Below are 14,669 nucleotides of genomic sequence, written 5' to 3'. Positions count from 1 at the left end.
ACGTCAGCAAGGATGACGGAAACGCACACGTTAAAGGGTGACGGCGAGTAGCCCCGCTGCCACGAGCGCCACGACATAGGCCGCGAGCAGCGCCAGCGCCAGCCAGTCCCTGGGGCGCATGCGCATGGGGTGCCAGTGGCTTCTGGTGGCCCCGCCCACATAGCTGCGTGCATCCAGGGCGCGCGCAAGGCCGTCGGCGTGATGCGCGGAGCTCGCAAGCAGGGCGATGAGCACCGGGATCAGGGATTGTGCGCGCCGAAGGGGGGGACCCTCCCCGATGGGCGCGCCCCGCATGGTCTGCGCATCGAGGATGGCCTGGGTCTCGTCGGCCAGCGTGGGGATGAAGCGCAGCATGAGCGAGAAGACCATGGCAAGCTCATGGCCGGGGAGCCCCAACTTGGCCAAGGGTGAGAGCGCGGCGTCGCAGGCGTCCGTGATCTGCGTGGGCGTGGTGGTGAGCAGCATGAGCGCCGCGGCGAGCGTGGCAATGACGAGCCTCAGGCTGTAGATGACGGCCACGCGCACGCTGCCGGTGGTGATGCCCAGCACGCCCCAACGCCAGAGCGGCTCCCCCTCCTGCACGAAGAAGAGGTTGAAAACGGCAAGGAACGCCAGTATCGCCACGACGGGCCTGATGGAGGCGGCCACCTTTGCCAGCGGCACGCGCGCGCATGCGAACAGCGCGACGATGCCCGCCAGGCCCAGCAGCAGCTGAGTGGGCGTGGCTATGCCAAACGCGCTGAGGACGAGGATAAGGGTTCCGCCAAGCTTGACGCGTGGGTCCAGGCGATGCAGGGGGGAGTCTCCTGGCAGGTACTGTCCCATGGAGATGCGCAGTGCCATCAGGCGTCACCCTTCCGTGCCTGGGGCGCAAGGGATCGCGCGAGCTCCTCGAGTGCGAGCGGCGCCTCGGTGCAGGGCACGCCATCGGCTCGCAGTCGGCGCGCCCACTCGAGCGCCGTGGGAAGGCCCAGCCCCGCCTCGTGGAGCCGCCCCTCGTTGGGGTAGGAGAACACCTGGCGTGGCGTGCCGCTCATGGTCAGATGCGATTGGTCGAGCACGAAGACGCGCTGCACGCGCACGGCAATGAAGCGCGAGTGCGTGACCTCGATGATGGTCACGCCCCGCTCGTGTAGGCTCCCGAGGATGCGACCGAGCTCCGTGCGCCCCCGTGGGTCGAGGCCGGCCGTGGGCTCGTCCATCACCAGGATGCGCGGGCGCATGGCGAGGATGCCGGCGATGGCGCACAGGCGCCGCTGGCCTCCGGACAGCTCGAAGGGGGAGGCATCCTCAAGCCCCGCGAGTCCCACGAGCCTCAGTGCCCCCTCGCAGCGCCGTGCGACCTCGTCCTCCGCAAGACCCCTGTTGCGTGGGCCGAACGAGACGTCCTCGCGGACGGTCTCGGCAAAGAGCTGTCGCTCGGGATGCTGCATTACGTACCCCACGAGCTGGTGCACCTGGCGACGCCCCTCCTTGGTGGCGGTGCCCACGCCCCCCACGCTGACGGTGCCACCGTCGGGCACCTCGAGTCCGCACAGGAGGCGCAGCAGGGTCGACTTGCCCGAACCCGTCTGCCCGATGATGGCGCAGCGCTCGCCCTGGCGGACGGCGAGGCTGACGTCATCCAGGGCCGCGTGCCTGTCGGCGCGGGCATCGCCGTCCTCGTAGGAGTAGGAGACGTGAGACGCCTCAAGGGCGATGGGGCCGTGCGGGGCGACGGGGCCCGGCGGGGTCATGGGGGCGGGTTCGCTGACATCCGTGCAGGTGGCCACGATGTCACGCTCAAGTGAGGGAGCGTCGCACGTCCAACGCACCCGGGTGCCATACTCCTGGAGGCGCGTGGCCAGTCGTGCGGTCCAGGGCTCCTCGAGGCCCAGGGCGCGGATGGCCTCGTCGTGCGAGAACACCTCGGAGGGGGAGCCGGAGAGCACGATGCGTCCCTGGCCCATCACGATCACGCGATCCGCCTCGAGGGCCTCCTCCATGAAGTGCGTGATATGTACCACGGTCGTCCCCAGGGCCTTGAGCTTGCCCATGACCCTCATGATGGAGGTGCGTCCACGCACGTCCAGCAGGGCGCCCGGCTCGTCCAGCACGAGCAGGGCCGGCTCCATCGCCAGCGCGCCGGCGATGGCGACGCGTTGCTTCTGTCCGCCCGAGAGACGCGTGGGGTCAGCCTTGGCATAGGCCTCCATCGCAGTGCGATGGAGCTCCCGCCGCACGCGGACGTCGATCTCGGTAGGGGGAACCCCCAGGTTCTCGGGGCCAAAGGCGACGTCCTCGTCGACGACGGACGTCACGATCTGGTCGTCGGGGTTCTGGAACACCAGGCCCAGCATGCGGCGGGCCTGCACATAGGCATCATAGTCGGGGACCCCGTCCGTGAGCACGCGCCTGCCCACCAGATCGACGGAGCCCCCGTCGGGTGCGATGAGCCCCGCCAGCACGCCTGCAAGCGTGGACTTTCCCGATCCGTTGGCCCCCAGGACGCAGAGCCGCTCCCCGGCACGCACCTCCAGGGAGACGTCATCGAGGGCGCGCACGTCACCCTCGTAGGCGAGGGTGACGTGCGCAAGGTGTGCGATGGGGCCAAGGTGTTGCACGGCATGTCCTTGCACGGGGCGGATGGCGGGCTAGTTGCCCAACGCCTTGGAGACGGGCTTGTAGATGAGCAGCGCCAGCGCGCAGTTGATGATGACCTTGAGGAGGTTGAACGGCAGCAGCGCCGGCACGATGAGGGCCACGACCTGCTCGGTGGTCATGTGCGCATAGAGGGGGGTGATGATCAGGTTGCCCGCGATGCAGGCGGCCAGGCACACGATGGCGCCGACGAGCATGCCCAACAGGGCTCCCCACATGGTGGGCACGCGCTTGTATATGAGGGATGCGGGCACGACGAGCGAGAACGTCGCGAGGATGGCCATGATCGTGCCGTAGACGCCTGAGCTGGTGGCAATGTGCAGGAGGTACGGGATGATGGAGATGACCGCCCCCGTGGCGGGCCCAAAGGCAAAGCCCCCGACGAGGCCAAAGACGCCCGAGGGGTCGTACTTGAGCCAGGGCACGGCTGGCAGGAGGGGGATCTCGATGAGGAGCGTCGAGATGGCCATGAGCGCGCAGAACAGTGCCGTGACGGCGATGCGCTTGGTCGACCAGCCGTGCGACTGGCTCGTGGTGGAGTGGGTGTCGTGACGCGTGGTGAGTCGTGCCATGATGGCCTCCGTTTCTCTCATCCGGACTATGACCGTTGGTCCTGGACTCTCACCAGGTCAACCGCTCTTTTCATCGCGGTGCGCGGACTCGTGGCTCACGGCGTGCGGCCACTTACCGCCAGTGGGGACTCTCACCCCGCCCTGAAACTGATGTCTCCCACTATACCCCTGCTAGTCGGATGCATTGACGTGCGCGGCAAAAAAGTCAGCGCCGCATACGCCAATGGGGGTTCCTGGTGGAGCCCGCCCACGTCATCGACCGTCGACATGGGATGGCGCAGGAGCGCATGTGCCGAGGATGGGGCCTACGATGCCAATCGGAAGCTGGCGCCGGGCAGCTCACAGGTAGGCTCAGGCGAAGGGCCGTGACATCCTCGGGAGCGCACCCCAGGTTGATGACGTCGCAGCTGCCGTTCCGGACAGGCCGATCCTGTTCTTGTCCAGCTCCATCACGGGTACGTACCATATCGGTCACGCGCATACAGCAGAAGTCGATCCCGTGGTCATGTCATCCTCTCGCGCCATCATGATCACACGATGGCACATGGCGACCACGATGGCGTGACTGGAGTCTCACTTCCATGTCGGTGGCTATCCCCAGACCTCCTGGGCGATCTGTCTCACGAGGGCGAGCTTTGCCCACTGCTGTTCCTCGGTGAGCTTGTTGCCGATCTCGCAGGAGGCAAACCCACACTGTGGGCTCAGGTAGAGCCGGTCCAGGGGGACGTAGCGCTCTGCCTCGTGGATGCGGCGGATGACGGCGTCCCTGTCCTCGAGGACGGGGCTCTTGGTGGTGATGAGGCCAAGCACGACCTTCTTGTCAGGCGGCACCTGGGCCAGGGGTTCGAAGCCACCGGAGCGCTCGTCATCGTACTCGAGGTAGAGCGCATCAACGTTCTCGCGGGCGAACACATAGGGGGCGACGGCGTCATAGGAGCCTTCGCACGCGTAGGTGGAGTGATAGTTTCCGCGGCAGATGTGGGTGGTGACGGTCAGGTCGTCAGGCAGGCCCTCAAGGGCAAGGTTGTTGATGCGCAGATACCTTTCGGCCTCGTTCTCCACGGTGAGGCCGGCTCCCTCCCTATGCTTCCAGTACGAGGCGTCCACAATCATGCCCCAGGTGCAGTCGTCAAGTTGGACGGTGCGGCATCCCGCGTCATAGAGGTCGCGGATGACCATGCGGTACGCGATGGCGACGTCACGGATCAGCTCGTCAAGGTCGGGGTAGACTCGCGTGGTCTGCGTCCCGTTGTCCTCGCGGAACAGCTCCGCCAGCGTCTGGGCCGGTGCGGGCAGGGTCTGCTTGGCTATGACCCCCTCCTCCTCGAACTGGCGCATGAACTGGTAGTGCCTGACGAACGGATGGTCCGCACCACCGATTCTGCCCGTCACGCGAGCGGATCCGTGTGTCGTCTCCTCGCCATGGAACCGATAGCCATGGTCGAGTTCGATGTGCTCGATGCCCTCGAGCCCCCACATGAAGTCGAGGTGCCAGTAGCTGCGCCGGAACTCGCCGTCCGTTATCACGTGATAGCCGGCTGCCTTCTGCTTGGCGACAAGGTCGCGTATCGCATCGTCCTCGACAGCCGTGAGTTCCTCGGCCGTGATGGAGCCTGCCGTGAAGTCGGCGCGGGCCCTCTTGAGGGCCTCCGGCCTCAGGAAGCTTCCCACATAGTCAAACCTGAAGGGCGCGTGTAGACCCGCCATGCCAAACCTCCCGCTCTTCGTCCTGCCATAGTCGCGTGTGTCACAGCTGCTGATTGAAGAGTATAGGGGTGCTTCCCCTCGCGGGGCGTTACCCAAATGCTATATGTGGCCATAACCGTTGGATATAACCCGCGCATGAGCTCGCATCATAGGCATGGGCCACAGGCAACGGGGTCTTGGTCGCCTCGTGCGTCCCTCTGAGAATCCCAGCACCCTAGCTGGTATACTTGGCAGCCGTGTAGCGACTTGTCACTGTGGCTGCGCCTATGTCGGACAAGGGAGAGTGACCAGGGCATGCTCGAGAGCACGCTTGCGTCAAGCGTCATGCAGGATCTCACCTGGAGGCTACGGAGCATCGTGGGCGAGGAGAACGTTCGCGAGCGGGAGCCCATGAGCGAGCACACCACGTTCAGGATCGGTGGCCCCGCGGACCTCTTCGTGATGCCGGATGACGCGGACGAGGTCAGGGATGTCATCGCTGCCTGCGTCGCTGCGGACGTTCCCCACTTCGTGCTGGGCTGTGGCAGCGACCTGCTCGTGGCGGATGAGGGGTACCATGGCGTGATCGTGTCGTGTGTGGAGGGGCTGGTAAATGTCACCTCCGACGGTGATCGCCTTACCTGTCAGGCGGGTGTGCAGCTGTGCGAGGCCTCCGAGATGGCCTGCGAGCTGGGTCTCACGGGACTGGAGTTTGCCTGCGGTATTCCTGGCTCGGTGGGTGGTGCCTGCTTCATGAACGCGGGGGCCTACGATGGCTGCATAGCCGACGTGCTGGAGTCGGTGCGCTGCCTCATGTCGGACGGCACCCAGCAGACCCTTGTGGCCGACGAGCTTGCCCTGGGCTACCGCACGAGCCGCGTCCGCACGGATGGACTGGTGACGCTCTCGGCCACCTTCAAGCTGCGTGAGGGGGAGCGTGGGGCGATTCGTGCGCGGATGGATGAGCTCACACAGCGTCGCGAGGAGAGGCAGCCGCTCGAGCTCCCCAGTGCCGGCTCCACCTTCAAGCGGCCCAAGGGGCACTTTGTCGGCAAGCTCGTCACCGATGCGGGGCTCAGGGGCTACACCGTGGGCGGCGCGGGCGTGTCCACCAAGCATGCGGGTTTCGTGGTCAACAATGGTGGCGCCACGGCGGCCGACGTCCATGCGGTCATCGAGCACGTGCAGGACGAGGTCGAGCGCCAGTTTGGCGTGCGTCTGGAACCTGAGGTGCGCTTTTTGGGCTGACACCCGGCGTGGGTGAGGCTGACTTCGTGCGCCCGATGCGCGTTTGGGCCCCAAGTGCGCGATGGCATACGCCCGTTTGGGCTCGTCGTGCCCCCATATGGCACCCCTTATCCTTGCAATGTGTCATTTGTCCTGGGATATGGCCTCTCAGAGGACCGACTTTGGCGTATGCCATCGCGCACTTGGGGCCCAAACGCGCATCAGCGCCCAACGCTTGGGCAAAAACGGGTTCGGCACGAGTCCCCGCAGGCGTCCTGGATCCGTGTGCTGGGAACCCCCCTGGGTGGGCGCCTCGCTATGCCACCATGGCGTCGTGCGTTGCGTCAAGCGCCGAGCACACCTGCGTGAGGGCGTCGAAGTCCTCAGGGGCGTCGCACATGGCAACCACCAGGTAGGTACCCGTATCGGAGAAGACGATGCCGGCATCGACGGTTGCGGCCGTCGCCCCATCCCTCTCGGCATGCGGATACCAGCCGGCCTTGCCCCAGCTTCTGTAGTTGTCGCCCACGGCGTTGGAAATGGCCGAGACGCTGCGCTGCTCGAAGAGGGATGAGAGGTAGCTGGCCGAGGGGCTTTCCGAGGAGAGGTAGGCATACATGTGCGCCCACATGCGTGCGAACTCGTCCGGCGTGGTGTAGGGGTAGTTGTAGACGCGGTAGGTGTGCTGTCCGCCGTAGTCTGAGGGGTCAAAGCCAAAGCTCTTGAGCCACGAGCCAAACATCTGCATGCCGTAACGCTTGCGCAGGGTCGTGTAGGCGTTGTTGTCGGAGTTGACGATCATGGAGCTTACGAGGTCGTCGATGTCGCCCGAGCTCACCTGGCCCGTGTCCACGAGCATCTCGTGGAGGGCGACGGCAAAGGGACCCTTGAAGGAGCTCGCGGGATAGAAACGCACGTCCTTGCGGTAGGTGACGGTGGCCCCACTCGAGAGGTCGCAGAGGTAGACGCCCACGCCGTGGCCCTGGTCCTCCAGGGCGCCAATGGCCCGTGTGAGCTTGGCGTACCCCTGGGACGAGGGCAGCGAGTCGGGTGTTCCCTCCATCTGGATGGCGTCCCTCAGGCCTCGGGCCTCCACGGGTGGCTCCTCTGGTACGGCCGGTACGGAGGACGTCTCCCCCTCGGGTGCCTCCTCGGTGGCAGCCGGGGCGCCGGCATCCACCTGCGTCTCCTGTGCGGCAGGCTGGGCTGGTCCCCCTTGGCTCGGTATGTGCGAGACGCCCCACCAGGTGGAGGCAATGACGAGGGTCGCCATCAGGGCCACTGCGATGGCACGGGGACACCCGTGGCCGGTCTGTCCAGGAGCGGTGCGCCTGCCGCCCTTGTAGTGCGCGCGGTCAGCCTGATCCGTCATGCCCATGCCCCCTTCGATGATGATGGCGGTGTCTAGGCGCCATCTGCGTCCATGAGGTGATCGATTGCCGAGATGAGCCCTTCGAGCCTATCGAGCTCGGAGGGTGCGGTGGACATGACGGAGATGACGTAGGACGTCGAGGCACTGCCATGGATCACGACGCCCGCGTCGTTTGAGGCGGGGGCGGCGTCGCTGCCGTCGGTCTCGGGATACCAGCCCGCCTTGGAGTAGGTCTCGGTCTGGGGTCCCAATGCGTTGGCGATGGGACTCTCCTCCCTGCGTGCGAGGAGGTCCTTCAGGTACGAGGCGCCCTGTGCGTCGCCTGACACGAAGGCCCAGACGGCCTGCCACATCTGCGTGAGCTGTTCGGGCGTGCTGAAGGGGTAGTGGTCGCGGGCGTAGTCCGACAGCGAGCCATAGGTTCCCGCTGTGACGTCGTGCCGTTGCAGCCAGGTGAGGAACACGTCATCGCCATAGCTGTCACGCAGCTGCCTATAGGAGTCGTTGTCCGAGTAGAGGAGCATGGAGCTCATGGCATCGCGCAGCGATGCCATGCTTGTCGTTCCGGCGGGAAGGTCCTCCTCGAGCACGGCACAGACATAGGGCGCCTTGATGGTGCTGGCCGCATAGAAGCTCTGATCCTGTTGGTAGGTGAGGGTGATGCTGCCGTCGAGTGACGTCACCGCCACGCCTGCCTGGATGCCCCCATCCTGCAGGGCGTCCAGTTCCTGCACGACGGCAGAGAGGTCGTCGACCGTGCGGCTGCCGACATCCCCAGAGAGCACGAGGGCGCCGCCATCCGCCTCGGCGGTGAGGGAGGTGGGGGCGTTTGATGCCGCATCGGTCGCAGCGCCCTGATCGTCTGGGGCCGTGCCATCTGTCACGCTGTCCGTGGGAGTTATGACATCCGGACCATAGTCCGTAGGTTGTGCCAAGCAGCGCCTGACGCCGGCGCCCACGCCGAGCGCCAGGACGAGGGTAACCAGGAAGACCAGGGCCCTTTCCGGCCATGGCATGCGCATGCCATGGCGCAGGACGCGCTGGCCATACCGTAGGGTCCGGGGCAGAGGGGCGCGGCCGCGTTGTCGCGGGGTGTGGCCAGCGTGCTGCGGGCGCGTGGGGTGCCGGTTCGGGCGCGGTGCGCGAGAGGCGCTTCCGCGGGGGCGTTGCCACCCTGGGGGACGACGCCGCTCGCGCTGGCGCAGCTGCGCGTTCTGGGCCAACCTCCGCCCCGAGCGACGGTTCCCGTGATGCTGCTGTGACGGTGCCCTCCCCAAGAGCTGTCCGCTAGTTTTTGAGCGAGTTGAGCGGAGCGGGGAAGTGCCCGCCGCGGTGGGCGAGCACGCTGCCGGCAAATCGGTTGACGGGCATCACGGGGGCGGAGCCGAAGAGGCCACCAAACTCCAGGGTTTCGCCCTCCTGCTTGCCGATGGCGGGAATGAGGCGCACGGCCGTGGTCTTGGCGTTGATGACGCCGATGGCCATCTCGTCGGCGATGATGCCGGCGATGGCCTCTACGGGGGTGTCGCCGGGGACGGCGATCATGTCCAGGCCCACGGAGCACACGCAGGTCATGGCCTCGAGCTTCTCCAGGGAGAGCGCACCGTCCTCGGCCGCGTGGATCATGCCCGCATCCTCCGAGACGGGGATGAACGCGCCCGAGAGGCCTCCCACGCTGGAGCTGGCCATGACACCGCCCTTCTTGACGCAGTCGTTGAGCAGGGCGAGGGCGCAGGTGGTGCCGGGACCGCCGCACTCGCCCACGCCGATGATCTCCAGGATCCTGGCCACGGAGTCACCAGCAGCGGGGGTGGGTGCCAGCGAGAGGTCCACGATGCCCTTCTCCACGCCCAGGCGGCGGGCCGCCTCGCGGCTCATGAGCTCGCCCGCGCGGGTGATCTTGAAGGCGGTCTCCTTGATCCTCTCGGCGACCTCCATGAGGCTGGCCGTCCGCGGCAGCTGCTCGAGCGCTGCGGCCATGACACCGGGACCTGAGACGCCCACATTGATGACGGCATCCGCCTCGCCGGAGCCGTGGGTGGCACCCGCCATGAAGGGGGAATCCTCGACCATGTTGGCGAACACCACGAGCTTGGCGGCTCCATAGCAGTCGACGTCGGTGGTGAGCCTGGCGGCATCGATCATCCTCTGGGCCATGAGCAGCACGGCATCCATGTTGATGCCAGCGCGCAGACTGGCTACGTTGACGCTGGCGCACACGCGGTCGGTTGAGGCCACGGCCTCGGGGATGGCGTCGATGAGCCGGCGGTCGGCACTGCCCATGCCCTTCTGCACGAGGGCCGAGAAGCCACCCATGAAGTCGACGCCCAGGGTCTCGGCCGCACGGTCCATGGCATGGGCAAGTGGCGTGAGGTCTTCGTCGGAACAGGTGGCTGCAATTTGGGCGATGGGCGTCACGGAAACGCGCCTGTTGGCGATGGGGATGCCGTACTCGCGCTCGAGGGTACCCGCCACCTCCACCAGATGCTCCGCCGTGTGCGTGATGCGGTCGTACACCTTCGTGCACATGCGGCCCATATCCTCGTCCGCACAGCCACACAGTGAGATACCCATGGTGATGGTGCGCAGGTCAAGGTTGCGCTGGGAGACCATCGAGTGGGTCTCGGCTATCTCTTCGGGGGTGATGGCCATGCTCGTCCTCCGCTGTCGAATCCGCTCGCTGCCTATGATTCTAGTATGGTGGCAGGGCGTGCCTGCGGACGGATCGTGCGAGCCGTGACAGAGGTGTAGCGATGTGTGGAAAAAGCAATGGTATCATACGTCTCATGTCTCTGTCCGAGGGTTCCCTTGAGGTGCGAGTGATGACCGTTCACGGCTCACTCAGCGGCGTGCACACACAACCTTAGCAAATCGTCCATAATTTAGCCATATTGTGCGAGCGTTGGCGTGTCGCAGCATCGGCTTGCCCCATGGTGCAGGTGTGCGCGTGCGGTATCGCCGCAGACATCGTCTTGGGAGGTTTTGCATGCGGTATCTTCTGATCGTGAGTCATGGTACGTTTGCCTCAGGCCTTCAGAGCGTGGTGAGCATGCTGGTAGGCAGTCGGGATGACGTCCTCGGCTGCGGCATGGAGGATGGGATGGGCGCGGATGCCTATACGGCAAAGCTCAAGGAGACCATCTCCAGGATCGATACGGATGACACCATCTTCCTGTTTGGCGACCTCATTGGCGGCTCGCCGCTTACCAATGCGATGAACGTCCTCACCGAGACGGGCCATATCGCCAACACCACGGTGTTTGGCGGGGCCAACGTACCCATGCTCATCACGGCGGCCCTCGAGTCGGACGAGGACGACGCCACCCTCAAGGAGAGCATCATCAACGAGGGGCGGACTGCCATCCGCGAGTTCGTGCTCGACCTCGATGATGACGAGGACGACCTCTAGGCGCACCTTGGCACGGCTGTCTGGTGCATTCACCGTATCAGGCACATCATAGGCAACAGGAGAAAGGAATGACATGATCTCTTTCGTACGCGTGGACGATCGCATGATCCACGGCCAGACGGTGACGCGCTGGGCTCTCGAGTACCCCTGCGACGGCATCATCGCCGTCAATGACGCTGCGGCGACCAACCCGGTGCTCAAGGCGGCCTACAAGGGTGCGGCTCCCGACAAGAAGACCTTCATCTGGACGCTCGCGCACTTCAAGGAGAGCATGGAGAAGGTCCTCTCCAGCAAGACCCGCTACTTCCTGATCACCAAGAACCCGCTTGATATGAGGAAGATCCTCATCGATTTCGGCTTCGTGCCCTCCGACGTCAAACGTGTCGTCATCGGGCCGTGCAACGACCGTCCCGGCGCCGTCAAGCTGGGTAACAACCAGTCCATAACCCCCGAGGAGGCCCAGGCGCTCGAGGACATCTCCAAGGCGGGCTACACGGTGGACTTCTCCCTGCTCACCGACAACTCCATCGGCGAGTGGCCCAAGTTCCGCGATCGCTTCGACCTTCGCTAAGCAGGCGTGTTCCCGCACGTCCCGTGTGGGAGTGACAATGAGAAAGGTGGTTCGTAGGTATGGGCATCAGTATCTTCCAAGCTGTGCTGCTCGGCCTGTTCGCCTGCCTGGCATCGCTTCCGGGCATGGGCGGCACGACCATTGGTAACTACACGCTCGGTCGTCCGCTCGTCGGTGGCCTGGTCGTCGGCCTCATCATGGGCGACGTCCAAACGGGCATCGTCGTCGGCGCGGCCATCCAGGTGGTCTACATCGCCCTCGTGACCCCGGGCGGGACCGTCTCGGCTGACGTACGTGCCGTCACCTACATCGGCATCCCGCTCTCCATCCTGGCCATCCACGGTCAAAACCTTGACCCGGCATCGGCCGAGGCCTCGTCGCTCGCCGCCGCCCTCGGTGCGGCCGTGGGCACCCTCGGCACCGTGCTCTTCTACGGCACCGCCACGCTCAACCTCGTGTGGCAGTCCGTCGGCTGGAGCGCCATGGAGACGCGCGACTGGCACAGGATCAGGCGTACCATTCCGCTCGTCGACTTCGTGCTCCCCTGGATCTCCCACATCCTGTTCTCCTTCGTTCCCACCGTCGCCATCTGCCTGGCAGGTGAGGGCATGGTGAGCCTCATGAAGGACTACATGCCCATGGACGGCATCGCCATGAAGACGCTCTTCACCGTGGGCTCGCTGCTGCCCGCCGTCGGTGTCGCCATCCTGTGCAAGCAGGTCATCACCAAGCCCATCGATTGGCTGACCTTTGCCTTTGGCTTCACGCTCGCGGCGTGCCTGCACCTCAACCTGATCGCCTGCGCCATCATCGCGGCGTTCTTCGCCCTCATCAAGTACCAGATCGAGGAGGCCAAGGCGGCCCGTCCCGCCATCGCTGGGGCAAGTGCCGGTGACGACGAGGAAGAGGAGGACATCTAATCATGGCTGAGCCTAAGAAACTTTCCGCCCAGGCGCGCAACAAGTCGTTCCGCAACTGGTCGTATGGCAACCTCACCTGCTTCTCCGAGGCCCACATGCAGACGTTCGGCTATCTTGCCGCCATGCTGCCCATCGTGGACGACCTCTACGAGAAGGAGGAGGACAAGGTCACGGCCCTCGAGACCTACACCACGTTCTTCAACACCGAGCCGCAGATCGGCACCATCGTCGTGGGCCTCACCGCCGGCCTGGAGGAGGCGCGCGCCAATGGCGAGCCCCTGGACGACGAGACCATCAACGGCATCCGTGCCGGCCTGATGGGCCCGCTCGCCGGTCTGGGCGACTCCATCGTCGTGGGCACCTTCATCCCCATCCTGCTGGGCATCGCCCTCGGCCTCGCCCAGGGCGGCTCGGTCCTTGGCCCGCTGTTCTATATCGTGGCCTGGAACCTGCTCATGTACTTTGGCATGAAGTTCGCCTACAACCGCGGCTACGAGATGGGCGGCAACGCCGTGCAGGCGCTCGTCGGTCCCGAGTCGCAGGCGCTGCGTAGCGCCATCGTCGAGGTGGGCACCATGGTCATCGGTGCCGTGGCCGCCACCTGGATCTCCATCAGCACGGCCCTGCAGCTCCCTGGTCTCGGCTCGCTCGACAGCGTGCTGTGGAGCAGCTCCAACACCGTCACCCAGTCGGCGCTCGATGCCGCGGGCGAGGCGGGCGTCTCGCTCAACGTGTTCGGCTCGGGCATCTACCCCAAGCTGCTCAACTTCCTGTTCGTGTACCTCTGCTGGTGGCTTATGACCAAGAAGAAGATCGGCGTCATCCCCGTGATGCTCATCCTGGTGGTCATCGCCTTCGTGGGCGTGCTGATCGGCTTCTTCAATCCTGGCCTGCAGTACTAGCCGCGGTTCCTCTCGCAAGGTTGGGAGGGACGCGTGGTACCGTTGGGGCGGGGCCGGACCATCCGGTCCCGCCCCTCCGTTCGAGACGGGTGAGGAACGCATGACAGACAAGACGGACACGACGGACAGGGAGGTCACGTCCGCGAAGCGCAGCGAGCTCATCGCCGAGGCGGACCTGCAGACGCGCGCCATCATGCGCATGGAGGTGTGGAAGCGCATCGCCTACTCCCTCATAGCGGTGGGGGCCCTGTTGGCCTACTGGAACACCTACCAGGGCGGACCCTCCTGGTCGCTCGTGGTGGGCATCATCGTCATGGTGGTCTCGGTGCTCACGGGACTCATGCTGTATCTGGTGGTGGAGCGTGCCAAGGCAAACGTGAGGGCCATGATGAGGTCCATCGGCGTGGACATCACGGCTCCCGTCAGGAGGCCAGGCAAGGCCCCCACGCCGGACACGTCGAGGCAAAGGAGGGGCGGTCATGGGCATGATGCGTGAGAGGGGGCTTCCCAAGATCGTCTTCAGCGACGTCGACGGCACCCTGGTGGACGCCGACCACCACCCCATGGCATCGAGCGCCCCGGCGTTCAGGCTGCTCGCCGAGCGGGGCGTGCCCTTCTGCCTGGTGTCCGCCCGCTCTCCGGAGGGGCTGTACCCCATCCAGGAGGCCCTGGGGTTCTCGGGCCCCACGGTGAGCTACTCGGGTGCCTACGTGCTGGATGGGGATGGTACCGAGCTGCTGAGCAAGCCCATTGCCCTGGACGAGGCCCTGCGCATCAAGGACTATCTCGACGAGCGGCTGCCCAAGGTGTGCGTGTTCACGTATGGCTTCCACACCTGGATCGTCAACGACCGCAGCGACCCGCGGGTTGCCGAGGAGGAGTACTACGTGCTGGCCCAGGCGCGCGAGTGCCGCAGCCTGCGTGAGGCATTCGACGAGCGGGGCGTGCACAAGTTCCTGCTCATGGGGGAGCCTGCGGACATCGCCGAGGCGCAGGACATCGTCCATGCGCGCTTTCCAAAACTCAACGCCGTGCTCTCGCGTCCCGAGCTGTGCGAGATCATGCGGGGCGACGTGAGCAAGTCGGATGCTGTGCGGCTGCTGTGCTCCCATGTCGGCGTCGATCCCAAGGACGCCCTGGCGTTTGGGGACGGCGCCAACGACCTTGACATGCTTGAGGCCGTGGGGCAGAGCTACGCCATGCGCAACGGCATCGACGAGGTGAGGCGGGCCGCCACTCACGTGACCCGCTGGACGAACGTGGAGGATGGCGTCGCGCGCACGCTCGAGGAGATCTTCTCGCCTCGAGTCCGGTGAGCATGGCTGTCGAAGGATGGGGGCGACGCGTCAGCGCGGCTCTGCGAGCGACGC

The 14,669-nt window shown here is 65.6% G+C and carries 14 protein-coding genes and 1 riboswitch; of the genes, 7 read left to right on the top strand and 7 right to left on the bottom strand.

All coding sequences use genetic code 11. From position 1 onward, the window contains the following. Positions 1-30: 30 nt before the first annotated feature. The 4 genes from HMPREF1316_RS04360 to HMPREF1316_RS04345 all read right to left on the bottom strand — a co-directional run bounded on the left by HMPREF1316_RS04360 (position 31) and on the right by HMPREF1316_RS04345 (position 4,919). The gene (locus tag HMPREF1316_RS04360) at positions 31-843 is read right to left on the bottom strand and encodes an energy-coupling factor transporter transmembrane component T family protein (protein WP_021725750.1); all 813 of its coding nucleotides are present in this window, start codon (positions 841-843) and stop codon (positions 31-33) included. Beyond that, complete coding sequence (locus HMPREF1316_RS04355) at positions 843-2,603, bottom strand: ABC transporter ATP-binding protein (RefSeq protein WP_021725725.1); 1,761 nt, start codon at positions 2,601-2,603, stop codon at positions 843-845. Before HMPREF1316_RS04355 ends, HMPREF1316_RS04360 begins: the two co-directional genes overlap by 1 nt. Positions 2,604-2,633: 30 nt before the next feature. Next, a complete protein-coding gene (locus tag HMPREF1316_RS04350; RefSeq protein WP_021725713.1) occupies positions 2,634-3,212 on the bottom strand; it encodes an ECF transporter S component in 579 nt (192 codons plus the stop codon). A 5-nt stretch (positions 3,213-3,217) separates the two neighbouring features. Beyond that, positions 3,218-3,365, bottom strand: a riboswitch (FMN riboswitch). 438 nt (positions 3,366-3,803) lie between these two features. Beyond that, positions 3,804-4,919 carry a 5-methyltetrahydropteroyltriglutamate--homocysteine S-methyltransferase gene (locus tag HMPREF1316_RS04345; protein ID WP_021725727.1) on the bottom strand — a complete coding sequence of 372 codons (1,116 nt, stop codon included), beginning with the start codon at positions 4,917-4,919 and terminating at the stop codon, positions 3,804-3,806. 294 nt (positions 4,920-5,213) lie between these two features. Here HMPREF1316_RS04345 and murB point away from each other — a divergent pair, with 294 nt between their 5' ends. Then, complete coding sequence (murB, locus tag HMPREF1316_RS04340; RefSeq protein ID WP_021725714.1) at positions 5,214-6,146, top strand: UDP-N-acetylmuramate dehydrogenase; 933 nt, start codon at positions 5,214-5,216, stop codon at positions 6,144-6,146. A 295-nt stretch (positions 6,147-6,441) separates the two neighbouring features. Here the strand turns inward: murB and HMPREF1316_RS04335 are convergent, their stop codons facing one another. From HMPREF1316_RS04335 to HMPREF1316_RS04325, 3 genes are all read right to left on the bottom strand, one after another. Further along, positions 6,442-7,497 carry a serine hydrolase gene (locus HMPREF1316_RS04335; protein WP_021725728.1) on the bottom strand — a complete coding sequence of 352 codons (1,056 nt, stop codon included), beginning with the start codon at positions 7,495-7,497 and terminating at the stop codon, positions 6,442-6,444. A gap of 32 nt (positions 7,498-7,529) precedes the next feature. After that, positions 7,530-8,519, bottom strand: a complete 990-nt coding sequence (locus HMPREF1316_RS04330) for a serine hydrolase (protein WP_084620843.1) — start codon at positions 8,517-8,519, stop codon at positions 7,530-7,532. A 265-nt stretch (positions 8,520-8,784) separates the two neighbouring features. After that, positions 8,785-10,149, bottom strand: a complete 1,365-nt coding sequence (locus HMPREF1316_RS04325; protein ID WP_021725723.1) for a PFL family protein — start codon at positions 10,147-10,149, stop codon at positions 8,785-8,787. A gap of 334 nt (positions 10,150-10,483) precedes the next feature. Between HMPREF1316_RS04325 and HMPREF1316_RS04320 the strand changes: the two genes are divergently transcribed. From HMPREF1316_RS04320 to HMPREF1316_RS04295, 6 genes are all read left to right on the top strand, one after another. Continuing rightward, on the top strand, positions 10,484-10,906 hold the full coding sequence (locus HMPREF1316_RS04320) for a PTS sugar transporter subunit IIA (protein WP_021725720.1): 423 nt from the start codon (positions 10,484-10,486) through the stop codon (positions 10,904-10,906). A 73-nt stretch (positions 10,907-10,979) separates the two neighbouring features. After that, positions 10,980-11,477 (top strand): PTS system mannose/fructose/N-acetylgalactosamine-transporter subunit IIB, encoded by a 498-nt coding sequence (locus tag HMPREF1316_RS04315; RefSeq protein ID WP_021725710.1) that lies wholly within the window; start codon positions 10,980-10,982, stop codon positions 11,475-11,477. A 59-nt stretch (positions 11,478-11,536) separates the two neighbouring features. After that, the gene (locus HMPREF1316_RS04310) at positions 11,537-12,397 is read left to right on the top strand and encodes a PTS mannose/fructose/sorbose/N-acetylgalactosamine transporter subunit IIC (protein WP_021725719.1); all 861 of its coding nucleotides are present in this window, start codon (positions 11,537-11,539) and stop codon (positions 12,395-12,397) included. A 2-nt stretch (positions 12,398-12,399) separates the two neighbouring features. Then, positions 12,400-13,299 (top strand): PTS system mannose/fructose/sorbose family transporter subunit IID, encoded by a 900-nt coding sequence (locus tag HMPREF1316_RS04305; RefSeq protein ID WP_021725711.1) that lies wholly within the window; start codon positions 12,400-12,402, stop codon positions 13,297-13,299. Between the two features lie 100 nt (positions 13,300-13,399). After that, positions 13,400-13,795 carry a DUF202 domain-containing protein gene (locus tag HMPREF1316_RS04300; protein ID WP_021725715.1) on the top strand — a complete coding sequence of 132 codons (396 nt, stop codon included), beginning with the start codon at positions 13,400-13,402 and terminating at the stop codon, positions 13,793-13,795. Beyond that, positions 13,779-14,615 (top strand): Cof-type HAD-IIB family hydrolase, encoded by an 837-nt coding sequence (locus tag HMPREF1316_RS04295; RefSeq protein ID WP_021725731.1) that lies wholly within the window; start codon positions 13,779-13,781, stop codon positions 14,613-14,615. The genes HMPREF1316_RS04300 and HMPREF1316_RS04295 overlap by 17 nt, the downstream gene beginning before the upstream one ends. Positions 14,616-14,669: the final 54 nt, after the last annotated feature.

This window comes from Olsenella profusa F0195 (assembly GCF_000468755.1).
GTDB classification, from domain to species: Bacteria; Actinomycetota; Coriobacteriia; order Coriobacteriales; family Atopobiaceae; genus Olsenella_F; species Olsenella_F profusa.
This window is presented reverse-complemented; position numbering and strand designations above follow the sequence as displayed.